The sequence below is a fragment of the Photobacterium piscicola genome, from assembly GCF_046058925.1.
GTDB classification, from domain to species: Bacteria; Pseudomonadota; Gammaproteobacteria; order Enterobacterales; family Vibrionaceae; genus Photobacterium; species Photobacterium piscicola.
This window is the reverse complement of record NZ_CP175534.1, coordinates 2,279,507-2,297,076: the sequence shown is the minus strand read 5'-3', so window position 1 is coordinate 2,297,076 and position 17,570 is coordinate 2,279,507. Positions and strand designations below refer to the sequence as shown.

Here is a 17,570-nt window from a genome sequence, read left to right as displayed (position 1 = left end):
TTAAAACCAGTGCAGTAATGTACTGGTTTTTTTGTAGTTGTAGCTATCAAATTTAATCAATTGATGTAAAATCCTGCCGGCGGTGGGATAACCGCTCAGTGGATATATTTAGAGATAATAGGAGCCTCAATGCTAGACGCTAAAGTAACAGACCCTAAAGTAATCGTTGCCCTTGACTATGATAATCATAATGAGGCACTCGCTTTTGTCGATCGTATTGAGCCGGGAAGTTGTCGCTTAAAAGTCGGCAAAGAAATGTTTACTTTTTTTGGCCCTGATTTCGTGCGTCAATTGCATGATCGGGGCCATTCTGTATTTCTGGATTTAAAATTTCATGATATTCCAAACACCTGTTCAAAAGCTGTAAGAGCTGCTGCTGAATTAGGTGTATGGATGGTAAATGTGCATGCGAGTGGTGGTGAACGCATGATGACGGCATCACGTGAAATCCTTGAGCCGTATGGTAAAGATCGTCCATTGTTAATTGGTGTTACAGTGTTAACCAGCATGGAAGCCAGTGATTTAGCGGGTATTGGCATTGCATGTCAGCCACAACAACAAGTATTAAACTTAGCGACATTGACTAAAAATAGTGGTCTTGACGGTGTTGTTTGTTCTGCACAAGAAGCGAGTTTATTAAAAGCTCAACTTGGGCAACAATTTAAGTTAGTAACACCTGGCATTCGTCCTGTAGGAAGTGAAGCGGGTGATCAGCGTCGTGTGATGACGCCAGTTGAAGCTGTCGCTGCTGGATCTGATTATTTAGTGATTGGTCGTCCTATTACTCAGGCAAGCGATCCTGCAGCAGTATTAGCCGCAATCAATAAAACATTGGTATAAATTTAATGTATTAAGCAAACGATAACGCCAGTATTTTTCACCTTAATAACGTGATAATACTGGCGTTATTTTTATAACTAATAACTAATTTTAGGGGTGCTATTAAGTATTCGAGTACTTTTTTCTCGGGTTGGTGAGCTAAAGTGACTATCAAGGAGTTTTTGGGTTAATGAATGCTTCGGATTATCAAACACGTTAGCGGTTCGTCCTTTTTCAACCACTTCACCATCTTGCATAACCATGACCTTGTCACTGAAATGTTTCACCACTCCCATATGCTGCGATACATAAACATAAGACAAACCCATCTCTTCTTGTAATTCAAGTAGCAGATTTATCATCTGTGAACGCATTGACATGTCTAAACCATTTAATGCTTCATCGGCGACAATAATACAAGGTTGTAATATCAATGCACGAGCGAGAGATACACGTTGTTTTTGTCCTGTCGCGAGCATTTGAGGGTAAAAATAAGCATGCTCTGGCAGTAAACCAACCCGTTTTAAGGTATCCATAATACGTCGCTCACGTGCTTGTGGGGTCATATTCGTATTTCGTTTTAATGGGCCTTCAAGAATACGTCCAATTTGAATGCGCGGATTTAGCGCAGTATTTGGATCTTGGAAAATCATTCGAATCAGTTTACAGCGGGTTTGATAATCATGGTGATGAAGTAGCTCACCATTAACGCGTACAATGCCTTCTGTGGGCGTGATCACGCCAGCAAGCATTTTAGCTAATGTTGATTTACCTGAGCCATTCTCACCTAATAGTGCGATTGTTTCGCCGGCATTGAGCTGAAATGAAACTGGTTTTACCGCTTCAATAGTGCGGCGACGGAATAAGCCAGAACGATAATGGTAATCTTTCTTTAGATTTACAACTTCAAGTAATGAGCTCATTTGTTGTCATCCTTCATATTTAGCGGGAAATGACAGCTAAATTTATGACCTTTAATTTTCTGACGCTGTGGCACTTCAACACATTTTCGTTGTGCGTAAGGACAGCGCGGCCCTAAACGACAGCCTATTGGTAAATGCTGCAGTGGAGGAATAGAACCGGGTAATGTTTCTAACTTACACTTATGGCTAATGCCAAGTGAAAAGTCAGGCATTGCGCGCATCAGTGCCGCAGTATAAGGGTGATGTGGTAATTCAAGCAGTTGTTTTGATGTGCCTGATTCTACCGATTGGCCACAATACATTACGGTTATTCTATCTGCCCATTGGGTCACAGTCGTGAGATCATGACTAACAAGTAGAATTGTGGTGTTACCTAATTGGTTCATACGGCTGAGTAAACGGAAGATTTGTGCTTGAGTGATAGGATCAAGATCGTTGGTTGGTTCATCTGCAATTAACAGTCGAGGACGGTTCGCAATCGCCATTGCGATCATCACTTTTTGACACTCGCCATCGGTTAGCTCATAAGGATAGCTACGCATAATCCGTTTATGTTCTTTAATACCGACTTTATGCAGTAGTGCGATCGCTTGTTTTTGGCGCCAATGAAAACGCTGCCAAATACGGCCGTTAAATGATGATGACGGGATAGCTTCTTCTAATTGTTCACCAATACGCTCTGAGGGATCAAGGCAAGTTGAAGGCTCTTGAAAAATCATTGCAATTTCACGGCTTACAATTTTACGTCGCTGACGAGGGGACAAGGCGAGTAAATCCACATCACCTAGGCGCATGCGGTCAGCGTTAACCCGCCAGTTATCTTTACATACACCAGCGATAGCCTTAGCAACTAAACTTTTTCCTGAGCCTGATTCTCCCACTAAACCACGAATTTCACTTTCGTTAATGGTTAGGCTCATGCGATCAACTGCTTTTACCATCCCTTGTGGCGTGTCAATCTCTATAGTGAGGTTACGTATATCGAGTAATGGCATGTTAATCAATTCCTGCGTTAAGTGCTTGGCGCATACCATCACCGACTAAGTTAACAACTAAGACGCTAAACATAATTGCAAGTCCAGGTAGAGTAACTGTCCATGGCGCAAGGTAAATAAGATCGATTGAATCACCAAGCATCGCTCCCCATTCTGGCTGTGGCGCTTGTGCACCTAAACCAAGGAAACCCAGTGCTGCAATATCCATAATCGCGACAGAAATAGCCCGTGTCATTTCAGTGGTTATAGTGGTTAGAATGTTTGGTAGTATCGAGTTATAAAGCAAATAAAAGTTATTTGCACCATCAAGGCGCGCTGCAATAATGTAATCTTTTGCAACTTCAATGTGCACAGCGGTATACACAGCACGAATGAAGCGTGGAATTAATGCGAGCCAAATAGCGAGTAATATGTGAGTTTCACCCGGCCCCATATATGCGACAACAATGATAGCCAGTAATAGTGATGGAATAGATAAAACTGTGTCTAAAATATGGTTAAGAAAACTTGATTTAAGACCATTACTCATGCCAGCTAAAATACCAATTAGCAGTCCAATGATGCTAGATGCAATCGCAACTAATAAAGCATAACCAAAGGTTAATTGGCTACCGATTAACAGTCGTGACAGAATATCTCGCCCCAGATCGTCAGTACCAAAAAAGAATGAGACATGACCAGAGTTGTCCCATGATGGCGGCATCAATAATTCACCCACTTGCTCTATCGCAGAATAGGGTGCTAACCAACGCGCATTAATGGTAATTAATAGCAGTGCTAATAAACACCATAAGCCAAACATAGCTAATGAATTGGCGCGAAAGTTTTGCCATGAACGCTCCCATTGTGTCGGGATGGTGGCTTCTTGGTAAACACTATTTGATGGCATACCATTCCTTCCTGACTAATGGATTAATAATGGCACCAACAAGATCAGAGAGAATGTTGGCTAATAAAATAAACCCACCCACAGTAATCACACCTGCTTGAATGGCAACATAGTTTTGAGCGGCAATGGCATTGAGTAACCAACGGCCAATGCCAGGCCAGTTGAAAATAGATTCAGTTAACATTGCAAAAGTCATCATGGCGGCAAACTGCATACCTAATTTAGGAATAATGGGCGGTAACGCATTTTTCATTCCGTGACGGCGTACAATCTCAAAGGTTGATAAACCTTTCGTTTGTGCGACTTTAATGTAGTTTTTAGTCATTACTTCGGCAATTGAGGCTCGTGTTAAACGAATAACTTCAGTGGTTGGTGCCATTGCCAGCACAATAGTTGGTAAGACTAAATGTTTAATGGCATCAAAAAATGCTTCCATACGGTAAGGCTTATCGGAGAGCAAAATATCAATTAATGCAAAACCAGTTATATGATTAAATTGGTATAACAAGCTATAGCGTCCAGAAACAGGTAACCATCCAAGGTGCAATGAAAATAATAGGATAAGTAACATGGCTAACCAGAATAATGGAATCGAATAGCCCAGTAATGTGATCGAAGTGATGATGGTATCAATTGGGTAGCCACGACGGACACCGGCAATGGTACCTAAAGGAATACCAATCACTAAAGACAGCATAAATGCAAAAAAGCACAACTCTAATGTGGCTGGAAAAACTTTGAGTATTTCTGTACTCATAGGAATACCTGCAGGGCTAATACCTAAGTTACCAGAGATTAAGTTTTGTAAGTAAATGAACCAGCCTTGCCAAAAGGGTTCATATGCCCATTGCAATTGAGTATCAAGTCTTAAAATGCTAAAACTCACCATCGTCAGAATGAGTAGAGTAATAACAAACAGATTTAAGCGACGCATAGTGTAAATAAACATACTTTACTCAGTCCGATAGACACTAGAAAATGAGCGTGAGCCAAAAGGACTCATTTGCAGCCCACCGAGTGTTTTGTTATGCGCTTGGAAATGCACACCATGAGCAAGAGGAATGATAGGCACTTGCTGATCAAGAATATCTTGTGCATGTTGATAATAGGTAACTCGCTGTTGAGTTTTATTGGTACGTAATGCTAATTCAATTAAATTATCAAATTGAACATCACACCAATTAGCAACATTGAGTCCTGCATGTTTAGCATTACATGACAATAATGGCCGTAAAAAGTTATCAGGATCGCCGTTATCTGCAATCCAACCCGCCAGCATCATATCGTATTTATTCATATCATTCACACCCAGACGACCAACGTTATCTTGATGATAAATAATCACATTAATCCCAATGGCTTTGAGGTTAGCTTGAATAAGCTCGGCTGTTTTTTGTGGGCTAGGGTTATAAGGTCGTGATTCTAAAGGCACCCACATTGTTAGCACCTGCGCATTGTCATAGCCAGCTTGTTTGAGTAAGGCCTTCGCTTTTTTAGGGTTATAGTTAATGGCTTTACTATTATTATTGTAGGCCCATGATGTTGGTGGTAATAAGCTTTTTGCTTTAGTGGCTGTACCGTAATAGACTGAATTTAATAATGTATTTCTATTAATGGCATAACTAATCGCTTCACGAACTTTAAGGTTGTTTAAGGGTTTTAGATCAGTATTTAATGCTAGGAATGATACGTTCATGCCTGTTTGAGCCAATAGCTCATAATTGTCATTATCAGTAATAACGGGTAGCTGACTTGCAACGGGAGAGGCTAAAACATCACATTCAGCACTTAATAATTTGGTTAGATTGCCCATCCCACGTGATGAAATATCAAACACCACTTGTTCCATCGGCGCAGCGCCTTGCCAGTAATGAGTATGGTGCTTTAATCGAATCAGATCATTTGGAATAAACTGATCCACATAAAAAGGTCCAGTGCCAATAGGGCGACTGTCTAATTTACCTATTTGGCCTGATTTTAATAATTGTTTGCCATACTCTGCAGAATAAATAACCGCATAGCTGGTGGCTAAATTAGATAAAAATGAGTTATCAGGGCGTCTTAAAGTAAATTGAACCGTATGAGGATTAAGGGCTTTAATCGCTTCGATATCATTGGCAAACCCAAGACTTTCAAACCATGGATAGCGTCCGCCTGAAATATGATGAAAAGGGTTATCAGGGTTAATCACGCGATCAAAGCTAAATACGACATCATTCGCATTCATGGTGCGTGTTGGAGTAAACCATGAGGTTGTTTGAAACTGTACTCCCTGGCGCAGAGTAAAGGTATATACTAGACCATCGTCACTGATGGTCCAGCTTTTCGCCAAATCAGGTAACGGTTTGTGGCTAACAGGATCAAGTAATAGCAGACGGTCAAAAATTTGTGCCGAAAGGGTTTCTGCTGTTAGTCCACCGTCTGTTAACTGGGGATTAAGTGTTGTGGGTGTATCTTGACCACAATAGACAAAACCATGACGTTGAGTTGTAGATTCTTTTGTTGGTTGTTTACAGCCATTGAGAGCTAATAAAACCAAACCAACAATAAAAAGACGATAGTAAGCGCTCATATTTAATAGGCGTTATTTGAAATTAAGTTTTTAAATTTAACATTTTCCATGTCGGTCACCAAGTTATCCTGCTAGTTTTGAATTAAATTAGCAAAAAAGCGTCAATTATGTTGAATTTTATGTGTAATTTGGTTGATTAATCACCATTAACATTGAGGTCATATTTGCGTATTAATCCTCTTAGTTGATGGTAGCTAAGCCCTAATAACTCGGCTGCTTTTGTTTGATTAAATTTAGCTAAGACTAAAGATTGTTCAATCCACGTAATTTCTTGCTGTTGTAGCTGTTGGCGTAAATCAATCGGAAAGGTCACGGTTGATGCTGTTTGATTTGGCAGTGGTGTGGCCGTTGGTTGTTCGATGGTTGGTGCAGGAGCATCCCATGAAGTACTAAAAGGATCAATAACAATAGTATCAATAACTTCATCTTCCAGCGCGTGACGAAATACGGAACGTTCAACGACATTCTTTAACTCACGAATGTTACCAGGCCATGGGTAGTCTAATAATTGTTGCTGGGCTTGAGAGCTAAAACCTGCAAAATAACTGAAGTTCATCTCACGACACATACGAACTGCATAATGTTCAGCCAGCGGTAGAATATCATCAATGCGTGCTCTTAGTGGTGGAAGGTGGATCACTTCAAAGGCTAATCTATCTAATAAATCGGCTCTAAATTTACCTTCAGCTGCGAGTTGTGGCAGGTTTTGATTGGTAGCACAAATCAATCTAACATTGGCTTGGCAGCTTTTATTACCCCCAACTCGTTCATATTCACCATATTCAATTACACGTAAAAGCTTTTCTTGTACGCCCATTGGTGCGGTTGCGAGTTCATCTAAAAAAAGTGTGCCATTTTCTGCGCGTTCAAATCGCCCCTGATGTCGACCTTTCGCGCCTGTAAATGCGCCCGCTTCATGACCAAACAGTTCTGAATCAATCACGCCTTCTGCTAATGCGGCACAATTTAAGCTAATCAGTGGTTGTTCCCATCGAGTTGATAAATAGTGAATTCTTTGTGCAATCAGTTCTTTACCAGTGCCTCGTTCACCTAAAATTAGTATTGGGCGATTAAGTGTTGCTAACCGTGATGCGTGATCAAGTACGGCTAAAAAGGCGTCTGATTCACCGATTAATGTTTCGGTCTTTCTCATTGGTCAATCTCACTAATAATTAGTTATATTCACTATATCATTGTTTGCTGAAAGATGAGGATATTTATTATTTATTATAAAAACAATAACTTAAAAATTGGCACGCAAATTGATATGTATATAAAAGAATGACACCTCACATAACAATATACTGTGAGTTTAATGACAGAAACCGTTAATTGAGTGAACTTCAATACGGTTGACCAAGGAGTTTTATTATGGGTATTTTTTCTCGTTTTGCTGATATTGTAAATGCTAACGTTAATTCATTATTAGATAAGACAGAGGATCCACAAAAGTTAATTCGTCTTATTATTCAAGAAATGGAAGATACATTGGTTGAAGTGCGTACTTCATCAGCACGTGCATTAGCTGACAAAAAAGAACTGCGTCGCCGTATTACTGCTATTGAAGCACAGTCAACAGATTGGCAACAAAAAGCCAGTTTAGCGATTCAAAAAGGGCGTGAAGATCTTGCTCGTGCTGCATTAATTGAAAAACAAAAATTGGTTGACGTTGCGTTAACGCTAAATGAAGAATATAAATTAGTTGATGAAACGATTGAGAAACTATCGTTAGAAGTAGCTGAACTTGAGCGTAAATTACAAGAAACGCGTGCTCGTCAACAAGCATTAGTGACCCGCCATAAAGCGGCTGGTACTCGTCGAGACGTACGTCGTCAGCTTGATACCAGTAAAGTGGATGAAGCTATGTCGAAGTTTGAACAATATGAGCGTCGAATTGATGAAATGGAAGCAGAAGCGGATAGCTATAGTTTTGGACGCGGAAAAAGCTTAGAGTCAGAATTTGCTGATCTTCAAGCACAAGATGATATTGAAAAAGAGCTTGAACGTCTAAAAGTAAGCATGAACGAAAAACAACAATAAATAATTGTAGGTATTGCCTTTTCAATAAGAGCAAAAGAAGAATAGTGCTATTACCTTTGCGTGAAAGGAGAACAACAAATGTCGATGGGTTTTATTAGTGTTCCGTTAGTGGTGTTTATGATCGTTGTGGCGCCACTGTGGTTGATTCTTCATTACCGCAGTAAGCGTAAATCAGGTGAGGGATTATCTGGTGAGGATCATCAAAAGTTAGAAACCTTAGTGGCACGCGCAGAGGTGATGCAAGAGCGGATTGTTACGCTTGAGCGAATTCTAGATGCTGAAGCGCCACAATGGAGGCAAAAGTAATGCGTAAAACATTATACCGTGATCCTAAAAATGGTAAGTTGGGTGGTGTTTGTGCAGGTTTGGCTGAATATTTTGGTGTTGAAATTTGGCTGATGCGGATTTTGGCTGTGACAGCTTTTTTATTGGGTGTCGGTTTTTTCGCAACGGTTGCTTATATTGCCGCTTGGTTAATTTTAGATAAGATGCCTTTGCAGCGTAAAGAACAACAACATCAATATACTGAACATAACGTCAAACAAAAACCGTGGCAAAGTGGGCAGTCACCCCAGCAGATATTGCATAACGTTGAAACTGAACTTGAGCGTAGTGAAGTCCAAATTCAAAAAATGGAAGCTTATGTGACATCATCAGCCTTTAAAGTTGATCGTGAATTTAATAAACTTTAGTGTCAAACACTAAAGTACTTGATGTTACTTGCCGGAATTTAAGTAAAGAACATCAATATAAACAGGTACTGATGGTTCAGGCCTGCTTTTTTTATGGGTGTTTATTAAACCATATATGTTAATTAGGAACCGTAATGAATCGAATTAGCAATGAAGTGAATAAATGGGTTAATCGCAGCCTTGATCGCCATGTGCGTCTTGCGGTAACGGGTTTATCACGCGCAGGAAAAACGGCCTTTATTACCTCACTGATTAATCAGCTATTGCACGTAAGTACCAATCCTCGCTTGCCGATGTTTTCTGCGGTAAGAGAAGGTTATTTATTGGGCTCAAAACGTGTTCCACAGTTAGACATGCATGTGCCTAAATTTGGCTATGATGATGGGATCAACGCTTTATTATCATCGCCACCGTCATGGCCGCAACCAACCAGTGATGTTAGCCAGACACGATTAGCATTGCGCTTTAAGCCGCAAAAAGGGGCATTAAAATTATTTCAAGATACGGCAACTCTGTACCTCGATATTATTGATTACCCAGGTGAATGGCTATTAGATTTACCGTTACTTGAGCTTGATTTTATTAGCTGGTCTAAGCAACAAGCACAAGTATTAAAAGGACAGCGTTTAGCATTAGCACAATCATGGTTAGCAATGGGGGAGCAATTTGATCCGTTTGCTCCTGCTGATGAAGCGTTAATTGAAACTATCGCGGCGTCATTTACAGATTATTTGCATCAATGCAAGGCTGAAGGTGGGTTACATTGGGTTCAACCGGGGCGATTTGTATTGCCAGGGGAATTAGCGGGCGCCCCAGTATTGCAGTTCTTCCCGATGATATGGACCAATAAGTACACCGAGCAACAACTTGCTACTGCCACTGATGATAGCAATTTTGGCATGCTAAAAAAACGTTATAAGTATTATCAACAACATGTTGTAAAAGCTTTTTATAATGATCATTTCTCAAAGTTTGATCGACAAATTGTACTCGTTGATTGCTTACAACCACTAAATGCTGGGCATGAGTCGTTTAACGATATGCGCCAAGCGTTAGATCAATTAATGCAAAGTTTTAAATATGGGCGTAGTTCAATGTTACGTCGATTGTTTGCTCCACGGATTGATAAGGTGCTATTTGCCGCAACAAAAGCGGATCATATTACACCAGAGCAACACCCAAACTTAGTGGGATTATTACAGCAGTTAGTTAATGAAGCATGGCAGACCGCCTCGTTTGAAGGTATTACCATGGATTGTGTTAGCTTAGCATCGATTCAAGCCAGTGAACCTGGGTTTGTTAACTATCAAGGCAAACAAGTGCCAGCATTACGTGGAACGGATATTGATGGTAATGCACAAACATTCTTTCCTGGTGATGTGCCGCGACGATTACCTAATCAAGATTTTTGGAATAGGAATGGATTTGATTTTATTAATTTACGTCCATTACCTCAGCAAGTAGATGAACCTTTACCACATATTCGAATGGATAAAGCATTGGAATATCTTTTGGGAGATAAATTGCAATGACAGAGCCATTAAAAGCAAAAATAGTGTTTGATGAATCACAACAGCCATTAAGTGATCAGCAACCGGATTTAACGGTAAAGATGAACTTTGAACAGCAAAGCGAGTTTTTACCCGATACCGTTGAAAGTGCTGAAGTTGAAAGTGAACAAACACTTGGTCAAATTTTAGCAGCTAAACCTAAGCGCCGTTACCGTTGGTTTAAGGGGTTATTAGTTGCTGGTGCTGCGATGGTGGGCTGGCAAACAGTAGACCATGTCGTAACAGCTTATCAAACCAGTAATTGGTTATCATTAGGATGGAGTGCCATTGTTGCCGGTATTGCTGTTGCAGGTATCGGTGCGTTAGGGCGTGAGTTAATTAATTTACGTCGTTTAAAACAGCGTCAGACAGAACGTGATCAAGCCCATCAATTATTAACCGCTGATGGCATTGGTTCGGGTAAAGCTTTTTGTGTGAAATTAGCTAAATTGAGTCAAATTTCAACGGATAATCATGGCTATGATCGTTGGTTACACGCACTAGCGGCAACCCATAATGATCGGGAAGTGTTGGCACTTTATGATCAAATGGTAGTGAGTCAACAAGATAAATTAGCCCGACAACTGGTTGCAAAATACTCCAGTGAAGCGGCATTAATGGTAGCGTTGAGCCCGCTAGCAGCAGCTGATATGTTGCTCGTTGCTTGGCGTAACTTTCGTCTAATTGAGCAGATATCTGCTGTTTATGGTATTGAACTTAGTTATTGGTCACGGATTAAATTAGTAAAGTTAGTGCTCGCCAATATGGCATTTGCTGGTGCATCTGAAGTCGTGGCTGATTTAGGGATGGATATGCTTTCAATGGATCTTGCTGGACGGATGTCAACACGAGTAGCACAAGGGGTTGGTGTTGGTTTACTTACTGGTCGATTAGGCCTTAAAGCGATTAACCTTATGCGTCCATTACCGTGGATGGAAGGAGAACAACCAAGGTTAAGCGAAATTCGTCGAGATTTGTTAAGTCAACTAGGCAAACAAGATAAAAGTTAATCAAGCATTAGCACTTAAAAAAGAGAACTTCGGTTCTCTTTTTTATTACCGAAATATCTCTTTTTATATTTAATCAGTACAGATGCGATCTCGTAGCTTGACTCATTAATAGGTTCGTCGCACACTGACATAACTGTCAGGAATAGTTGACAGTATGCACTAACAAATTGTTTTCATTATGTGGATTAAGACGCTCAATTATAAACCTTAACACTATGATTATTATTACTATTGTTAAAGATTATCCTCGATGGATAACTGTAATGAATTACGCACAAAAAACGAATAACAAGAAGGTGTAAACAATGAGATTACAGGTCTTTTGCGAAGATAGAGTCGGCATGACTCGTGAACTGTTAGATATTTTAACCAGTCAAGATATTGATCTTCGTGGGATTGAAATTGATCGTATCGGTATTATTTATTTAAATTGTCCTGAAGTTGAATTTGAACAATTTAGCCAATTAATGTCGCAGATCCGTCAGCTTGATGGCGTTACCGATGTACGTAAAATTCAGTTTATGCCCAGTGAGCGTGAACACACTGAATTATCTGCTTTATTACAGACATTACCCGATCCCTTCTTTACTATTAATCTAAACGGTAAAGTTGATTTTGCCAATCAGGCAGCCGAGCAATTAATGGGTCATCGTAGTGATGATCTCTTTAATGAAAATATTCATACTTTATTAGGGTTTAATTTTTCCCGTTGGTTAGATAGAAATCAAGCTCAGAAACATAGCGAGATTGTGGTTATTGCTGGGTTAGATTATCAAATGGATATTATGCCCGTCTGTGTTAATGATGATACCTCTGAACCTGTACTCGTTAGTGTGTTGATTTTATTAAGATCGCTTTCTGAAGCTAAAATGCCTGTAGTGATGCGAAGCATTAATGGTGACAGTGGTTTTGAGCATTTAATCGGGCAGTCATCACGATTTAAACACTTATTGGGTCAAGCAAAGAAATTGGCGTTATTAGATGCACCTTTACTGATTCAAGGTGAAACCGGTACAGGCAAAGAAATGTTGGCGCGTGCTTGCCATCAACGCTCGGTGCATCGTGATAAACCATTTTTAGTCGTTAACTGTATTTCTATGCCAGATAATGCGGCAGAAACAGAGTTATTTGGTTGTATTGAAAGTGCTAATGAACCGGCAAAGAAAGGGATTTTTGAACAAGCGGCTGGGGGGACTGTTTTCTTGTATGAAATTGGAGAAATGTCAAAACACCTACAGATTAAATTACTGCGTTTCCTACAAGATGGCACATTCCGTCGTGTCGGTGAAGAAGCTGAAATAAAAGTATCGGTACGAGTGATTTGTTCAACTCAGAAAAAACTGCCTGATTTAGTCGCTGAAGGGGCATTTCGTGAAGATCTTTATTACCGACTGAATGTACTGGCTTTAGTGGTGCCACCACTTCGTGAGCGTGCTGCTGACATTGTGCCATTAGCTGAATTATTCTTAGCGCAATTTGCACAAGAGTTACATCAACCTAAGCCGTTATTATCGGAAGAATTAGCATCCACACTGAAACAATATGCTTGGCCGGGTAATATTCGTCAGTTGCGTAACGTGCTATTTCGCGCGATGACGCAGGTGGAAGGGGATGAAATGACATCGACTGATGTGCAATTACCTGAGAATGAGTCAAGTACGGTTATCAATGAAGAAACCTTAACGGGATCGTTAGATGAAATAATGAAACGGTACGAATCTGGTATTTTATCGAATCTATATCAGAGTTATCCATCCACTCGTAAATTGGCTAAACGGTTAGGGGTTTCTCATACTGCGGTGGCGAATAAGCTTCGAGAATATGGGCTTAGCAAACGCAGTTGATCATTAAACGTAAAATAAAAGAGATAGCTTTCATTGCTATCTCTTTATTTTTTATAACAAACAATAAAGCGATGGGAGTTTGAATTAATCGTTCTGATGCGCTTCTAGTAAGATGGTGTCGCCAGCCTCTAGGGCTAATAGTAGTGCGACAATATCTTCGCCATAGCGATAACCACATAATGAGTTATGACTGTTTAATACGCGGTGACAGGGGATTACAATGGGGATGGGATTAACATTTTTAGCCATACCGATTGCTTGGGTTGCTTTGGTATTGCCAATATTTGCGGCTATTTGCTCATAGGTAACGGTTTCACCGTAGGGAATATCAGCAATAGCATGCCATATTTGTTGTTGAAACAAGGTGCCTTGTGGGGCAAGAGGGAAGGTGAATTTTTGTCTAGAGCCGATGAGGTATTCTTTGAGTTGTCTAATGAAGGGGGCCATAAACTCGGGGTTATGTTGCCATATTTCATTAGGGCTATAGCTGGGACTCGTAATTGATAGTTGTCGAAGACCTTGATGATCTGCCAGCAACATAATATTTCCCAGTTCTGTTTCAATACAATCGTAATACATCAATAACTCACTAAAGGCGTAATAATTAATAACATTGACTGACAAAGAGTAACAGACAACGACATGCTAATATATCGAATATTGAATGCGGCTTGTATTCAATATCATGTAAACTCATAAAATGTGCGTTATATCAATTAACATTGTCATGTCGAGGTCGTACTTGTTTCATTCAATTATACATCGCTCATCAACTATTGTACTTGATGATATAAAAATTCGCTTGATTGAAACGCGAGATGCGGAACAAATTTCAGCATACTATCAGCGTAATCGTCACTTTTTAGCGCCGTGGGAGCCATTACGGCATGAGGCTTTTTTTAGCTTAGCTGGTTGGCAGCAACGTCTTGAACAAGTTGCGACTCTGCATCGTCACGAGATGGCTTTTTATTTTGTTATTGAGCATCGTGAAACGAATACTATTATCGGGGTGATTAATTTTAGTAATTTAGTGAAGTCGCCTTTTTATGCCTGTCATGTCGGTTATTCATTAGATCAAGATTATCAGGGTAAAGCGGTGATGCGTCGTGCATTAACTGCTGTATGTGAGTGGATATTTATTGATAAGCATTTTCATCGCGTTATGGCGGCGTATATGCCACATAATAATAAAAGTGGTAGTGTATTAACGGCGGTAGGTTTTGAGCAAGAAGGGTTAGCGAAAGATTATTTATTGATCAATGGCCAATGGCAGGATCATATTTTAACATCATTAGTGAACCCGAATTGGTCACTGCCGATAAATTAAGTTTGTTTTAAAACTGAAAAGGCTGAGAATGTGATCTCAGCCTTTGTCATCCATATTTCCACTGCTATCAATGATACGTGTATAGCGGTGTAGTTAAGGGTTAATCAACCGTCAAAATACGCATATTATTGGTTGATCCAACGGTATCCATTTTATCACCTTGAGTAATAATGGTTAGATCGCCAGGTTGTACATATCCTGTCTCTTTTAGAACATTCAACGCATGCTTTGCCGCATCTAAACCTGCGTCACTGTCGCGATCAAAAAAGACGGGAGTAACACCGCGATATAATGAAGCTTGGTTCAATGTCGTTTTATTTCGCGATAATGCAAAAATAGGTAATCCTGAAGAAATACGAGACATTAAGCGTGGTGTACGGCCTGATTCTGTCATCACGACAATCGCTTTAATGCCCACCATATGGTTAGCGGCATACATGGTTGCCATTGCAATGGTTTCTTCAGGGTTTGAGAACTTACGATCTAAGCGATGATTGGAAATATTAATACTTGGTTCTTTTTCTGCACCAAGACAAACACTGGCCATTATTGCTACTGTTTCAACAGGGAAGTCTCCCGCAGCTGTTTCTGCCGATAACATAACCGCATCAGTACCATCTAATACCGCATTGGCAACGTCCATCACCTCGGCACGTGTTGGCATTGGACTAGTGATCATTGATTCCATCATTTGAGTTGCAGTAATAACGGTTCGATCAAGACTACGCGCGCGACGGATTAGCTTTTTCTGCACACCAACAAGTTCAGGATCGCCAATTTCAACGCCTAAATCGCCACGAGCAACCATCACCACATCAGACGCTAGAATAATATCGTCCATCGCTTCTGTTGTTGCCACTGTTTCTGCACGTTCTACTTTGGCGACTAATTTCGCCGTTAGTCCTGCTTCTGTTGCTAATTGACGGGCATAATGCATATCTGCACCATTGCGAGGAAAAGAAACCGCAAGGTAATCGACCTTCATGGCTGCAGCTGTAATGATATCTGCTTTATCTTTTGCTGTTAATGCTGCCGCAGATAAGCCGCCGCCTTTTTTATTTATGCCCTTGTTATTCGATAAAGGGCCAGCAACGGTAACGATGGTATGTACTTTATTACCAGCAACTTCAGTTACTTGTAGTTGAACTCGACCATCATCAAGTAACAACACATCACCTTTCACAACATCATTAGGTAATTCTTTATAGTCAAGACCGACGGCATCTTGATGGCCTTCACCTTTGGGTAAGTCACTATCAAGAGTAAAACTATCGCCAATGCTAAGCTGAATTTTGCCATCTTTGAAAGTTGATACACGAATTTTAGGTCCTTGAAGATCGCCTAAAATAGCGACATGTTTACCTAAGCGCGCTGCAATTTCGCGTACTTGTTGAGTGCGAAGGATATGATCTTCTGGGCTACCATGGGAAAAGTTCATGCGAACCACGTTAGCACCCGCAGCAATGATTTTTTCTAGGTTATTATCACGATCAGTTGCAGGTCCTAGGGTCGTCACAATTTTGGTACGTCTTAGTTGTTCTAACATTATAAGCTCCATGTAAATAAACTGATTTATCTATCCAATGCCATTGCAGTATAAGTGATTGGATAAAGAAGATGTGTGTATAAATGCGACTCAGTAATTTAAGATAAGGCGATGATAGGTATTATCAAACAGAGGGGTAATGAGAGTGCACAGTAATGTGTGTTAGCGAAGCCGAAACTTCGCTATCTATCTGTATTACAATAAATGACGTTCTTTTGAAAAACGAGAGTCTTTAAGTGAGTCTTTTACACGTTTTAGGTTATCGCGAAAACTCGATCCTCGACGTAATGTAAAGCCGGTTGCGAGAACATCAATGACAGTCATTTGTACAACACGGCTCGCCATTGGCATATAAATATCGGTATCTTCAGGAACATCAAGGCAAATCGATAATGAACATTCACGCTCTAATGGTGAATGTTTTGCTGTAATACCAATGACTGTTGCGCCATTTTCACGTGCCATTTGTGCTATTTCAACCAGACTTTTAGTTCGTCCTGTGTGTGAAATAACAACCACAACATCGCCATCACTGCAATTAATGACACTCATGCGTTGCATAACAATGTCGTCAAAACACACAATCGGGATATTAAATCTAAAGAACTTATTTTGAGCATCATGTGCTACGGATGCTGAAGCGCCTAATCCAAAAAAGGATATTTTTTTTGCTTGTGTCAATAAATCAACCGCTCGGTTAATTTGCATCGGATCAAGACTATTTTTGGCGACATCTAAGCAAGCCATGGTTGATTCAAATATTTTTGCCGTGTAAGCATCAGGGCCATCATTTTCTTCAACATTACGGTTTACATAAGGAGTGCCGTTTGCCAAACTTTGGGCCAAATGTAATTTAAAGTCAGGGAAGCCTTTAGTATCAAGTCGACGACAAAAACGGTTAACGGTAGGTTCACTTACATCGGCCATTTTGGCTAATGTTGCAATGCTAGAGTGAATAGCCGTTTGTGGCGATGCTATAATAACTTCCGCTACTTTACGTTCAGATTTGCTGAAGTGTTCTAAGTTATTTTGTATTTTTTCTATGGTATTCATAGGTATTTATGCACTTCGTTATTGAATTTCATTTGTAGCATTCTTGTCATCAAGTTGCCCATATAATGAAACTATACTACTTAACTCTTAACATATTCTAGCTGTTCACGGTCTTTTTCAGTGTGTTCTTATTAGATTTTGATCGAGATCGACTTTTTATTTTCAGAATTGAAATTTATAAAACAAATAATGTTAGTTTTTGTTGTTTTATTTTATCAGTTTTGAGTATTTGTTTTATAAATAAAGACTTATTTCAAGCTCTGAAATAAATAATAATGACTATGTTCTATCATTTTTGAATAATATTTAA

At 39.9% G+C, this 17,570-nt stretch carries 17 protein-coding genes; 8 read left to right on the top strand and 9 right to left on the bottom strand.

What is annotated here, in order from left to right:
- Positions 1–129: 129 nt before the first annotated feature.
- A complete protein-coding gene (gene pyrF, locus ACJZU6_RS10910; protein ID WP_408900262.1) occupies positions 130–840 on the top strand; it encodes an orotidine-5'-phosphate decarboxylase in 711 nt (236 codons plus the stop codon).
- Positions 841–917: 77 nt separating this feature from the next.
- Here pyrF and ACJZU6_RS10905 read toward each other — a convergent pair whose 3' ends face one another.
- From ACJZU6_RS10905 to pspF, 6 genes are all read right to left on the bottom strand, one after another.
- Positions 918–1,742, bottom strand: coding sequence for an ATP-binding cassette domain-containing protein (locus ACJZU6_RS10905; RefSeq protein WP_080156721.1), 825 nt, complete (start codon positions 1,740–1,742; stop codon positions 918–920).
- Positions 1,739–2,737, bottom strand: coding sequence for an oligopeptide/dipeptide ABC transporter ATP-binding protein (locus ACJZU6_RS10900; protein WP_080156720.1), 999 nt, complete (start codon positions 2,735–2,737; stop codon positions 1,739–1,741). Before ACJZU6_RS10900 ends, ACJZU6_RS10905 begins: the two co-directional genes overlap by 4 nt.
- Before the next feature lies 1 nt (position 2,738).
- Positions 2,739–3,626: a putrescine export ABC transporter permease SapC gene (gene sapC, locus ACJZU6_RS10895; RefSeq protein WP_080156719.1), complete on the bottom strand. Its 888-nt coding sequence runs from the start codon at positions 3,624–3,626 to the stop codon at positions 2,739–2,741.
- Positions 3,613–4,575, bottom strand: coding sequence for an ABC transporter permease subunit (locus ACJZU6_RS10890; protein WP_080156718.1), 963 nt, complete (start codon positions 4,573–4,575; stop codon positions 3,613–3,615). Before ACJZU6_RS10890 ends, sapC begins: the two co-directional genes overlap by 14 nt.
- A 3-nt stretch (positions 4,576–4,578) precedes the next feature.
- Entirely contained in the window at positions 4,579–6,198 is a 1,620-nt protein-coding gene (sapA, locus tag ACJZU6_RS10885; RefSeq protein WP_408900261.1) for an ABC transporter substrate-binding protein SapA, read from the bottom strand.
- A gap of 136 nt (positions 6,199–6,334) precedes the next feature.
- Positions 6,335–7,351 carry a phage shock protein operon transcriptional activator gene (gene pspF / locus ACJZU6_RS10880; protein WP_408900260.1) on the bottom strand — a complete coding sequence of 339 codons (1,017 nt, stop codon included), beginning with the start codon at positions 7,349–7,351 and terminating at the stop codon, positions 6,335–6,337.
- 218 nt (positions 7,352–7,569) lie between these two features.
- Between pspF and pspA the strand changes: the two genes are divergently transcribed.
- The 6 genes from pspA to tyrR all read left to right on the top strand — a co-directional run bounded on the left by pspA (position 7,570) and on the right by tyrR (position 13,334).
- Positions 7,570–8,238, top strand: a complete 669-nt coding sequence (gene pspA / locus ACJZU6_RS10875; RefSeq protein ID WP_408900259.1) for a phage shock protein PspA — start codon at positions 7,570–7,572, stop codon at positions 8,236–8,238.
- 78 nt (positions 8,239–8,316) lie between these two features.
- Complete coding sequence (pspB, locus tag ACJZU6_RS10870; protein WP_045026590.1) at positions 8,317–8,544, top strand: envelope stress response membrane protein PspB; 228 nt, start codon at positions 8,317–8,319, stop codon at positions 8,542–8,544.
- A complete protein-coding gene (pspC, locus tag ACJZU6_RS10865; RefSeq protein WP_080156714.1) occupies positions 8,544–8,930 on the top strand; it encodes an envelope stress response membrane protein PspC in 387 nt (128 codons plus the stop codon). Before pspB ends, pspC begins: the two co-directional genes overlap by 1 nt.
- Before the next feature lie 134 nt (positions 8,931–9,064).
- Complete coding sequence (locus tag ACJZU6_RS10860) at positions 9,065–10,462, top strand: YcjX family protein (RefSeq protein ID WP_408900258.1); 1,398 nt, start codon at positions 9,065–9,067, stop codon at positions 10,460–10,462.
- Positions 10,459–11,490 carry a YcjF family protein gene (locus tag ACJZU6_RS10855; protein WP_408900257.1) on the top strand — a complete coding sequence of 344 codons (1,032 nt, stop codon included), beginning with the start codon at positions 10,459–10,461 and terminating at the stop codon, positions 11,488–11,490. The genes ACJZU6_RS10860 and ACJZU6_RS10855 overlap by 4 nt, the downstream gene beginning before the upstream one ends.
- A gap of 305 nt (positions 11,491–11,795) precedes the next feature.
- Positions 11,796–13,334 carry a transcriptional regulator TyrR gene (tyrR, locus tag ACJZU6_RS10850; protein WP_080156711.1) on the top strand — a complete coding sequence of 513 codons (1,539 nt, stop codon included), beginning with the start codon at positions 11,796–11,798 and terminating at the stop codon, positions 13,332–13,334.
- Between the two features lie 84 nt (positions 13,335–13,418).
- Here tyrR and ACJZU6_RS10845 read toward each other — a convergent pair whose 3' ends face one another.
- Positions 13,419–13,913, bottom strand: a complete 495-nt coding sequence (locus tag ACJZU6_RS10845; protein ID WP_080156710.1) for a methylated-DNA--[protein]-cysteine S-methyltransferase — start codon at positions 13,911–13,913, stop codon at positions 13,419–13,421.
- Between the two features lie 163 nt (positions 13,914–14,076).
- Here ACJZU6_RS10845 and rimJ point away from each other — a divergent pair, with 163 nt between their 5' ends.
- Positions 14,077–14,661: a ribosomal protein S5-alanine N-acetyltransferase gene (gene rimJ, locus ACJZU6_RS10840; RefSeq protein WP_408900256.1), complete on the top strand. Its 585-nt coding sequence runs from the start codon at positions 14,077–14,079 to the stop codon at positions 14,659–14,661.
- Positions 14,662–14,761: 100 nt separating this feature from the next.
- Here rimJ and pyk read toward each other — a convergent pair whose 3' ends face one another.
- Together pyk and ACJZU6_RS10830 are read right to left on the bottom strand one after the other, a co-directional pair.
- On the bottom strand, positions 14,762–16,207 hold the full coding sequence (gene pyk / locus ACJZU6_RS10835) for a pyruvate kinase (RefSeq protein ID WP_107275411.1): 1,446 nt from the start codon (positions 16,205–16,207) through the stop codon (positions 14,762–14,764).
- A 195-nt stretch (positions 16,208–16,402) separates the two neighbouring features.
- Positions 16,403–17,260, bottom strand: coding sequence for a MurR/RpiR family transcriptional regulator (locus tag ACJZU6_RS10830; RefSeq protein WP_080156707.1), 858 nt, complete (start codon positions 17,258–17,260; stop codon positions 16,403–16,405).
- Positions 17,261–17,570: the final 310 nt, after the last annotated feature.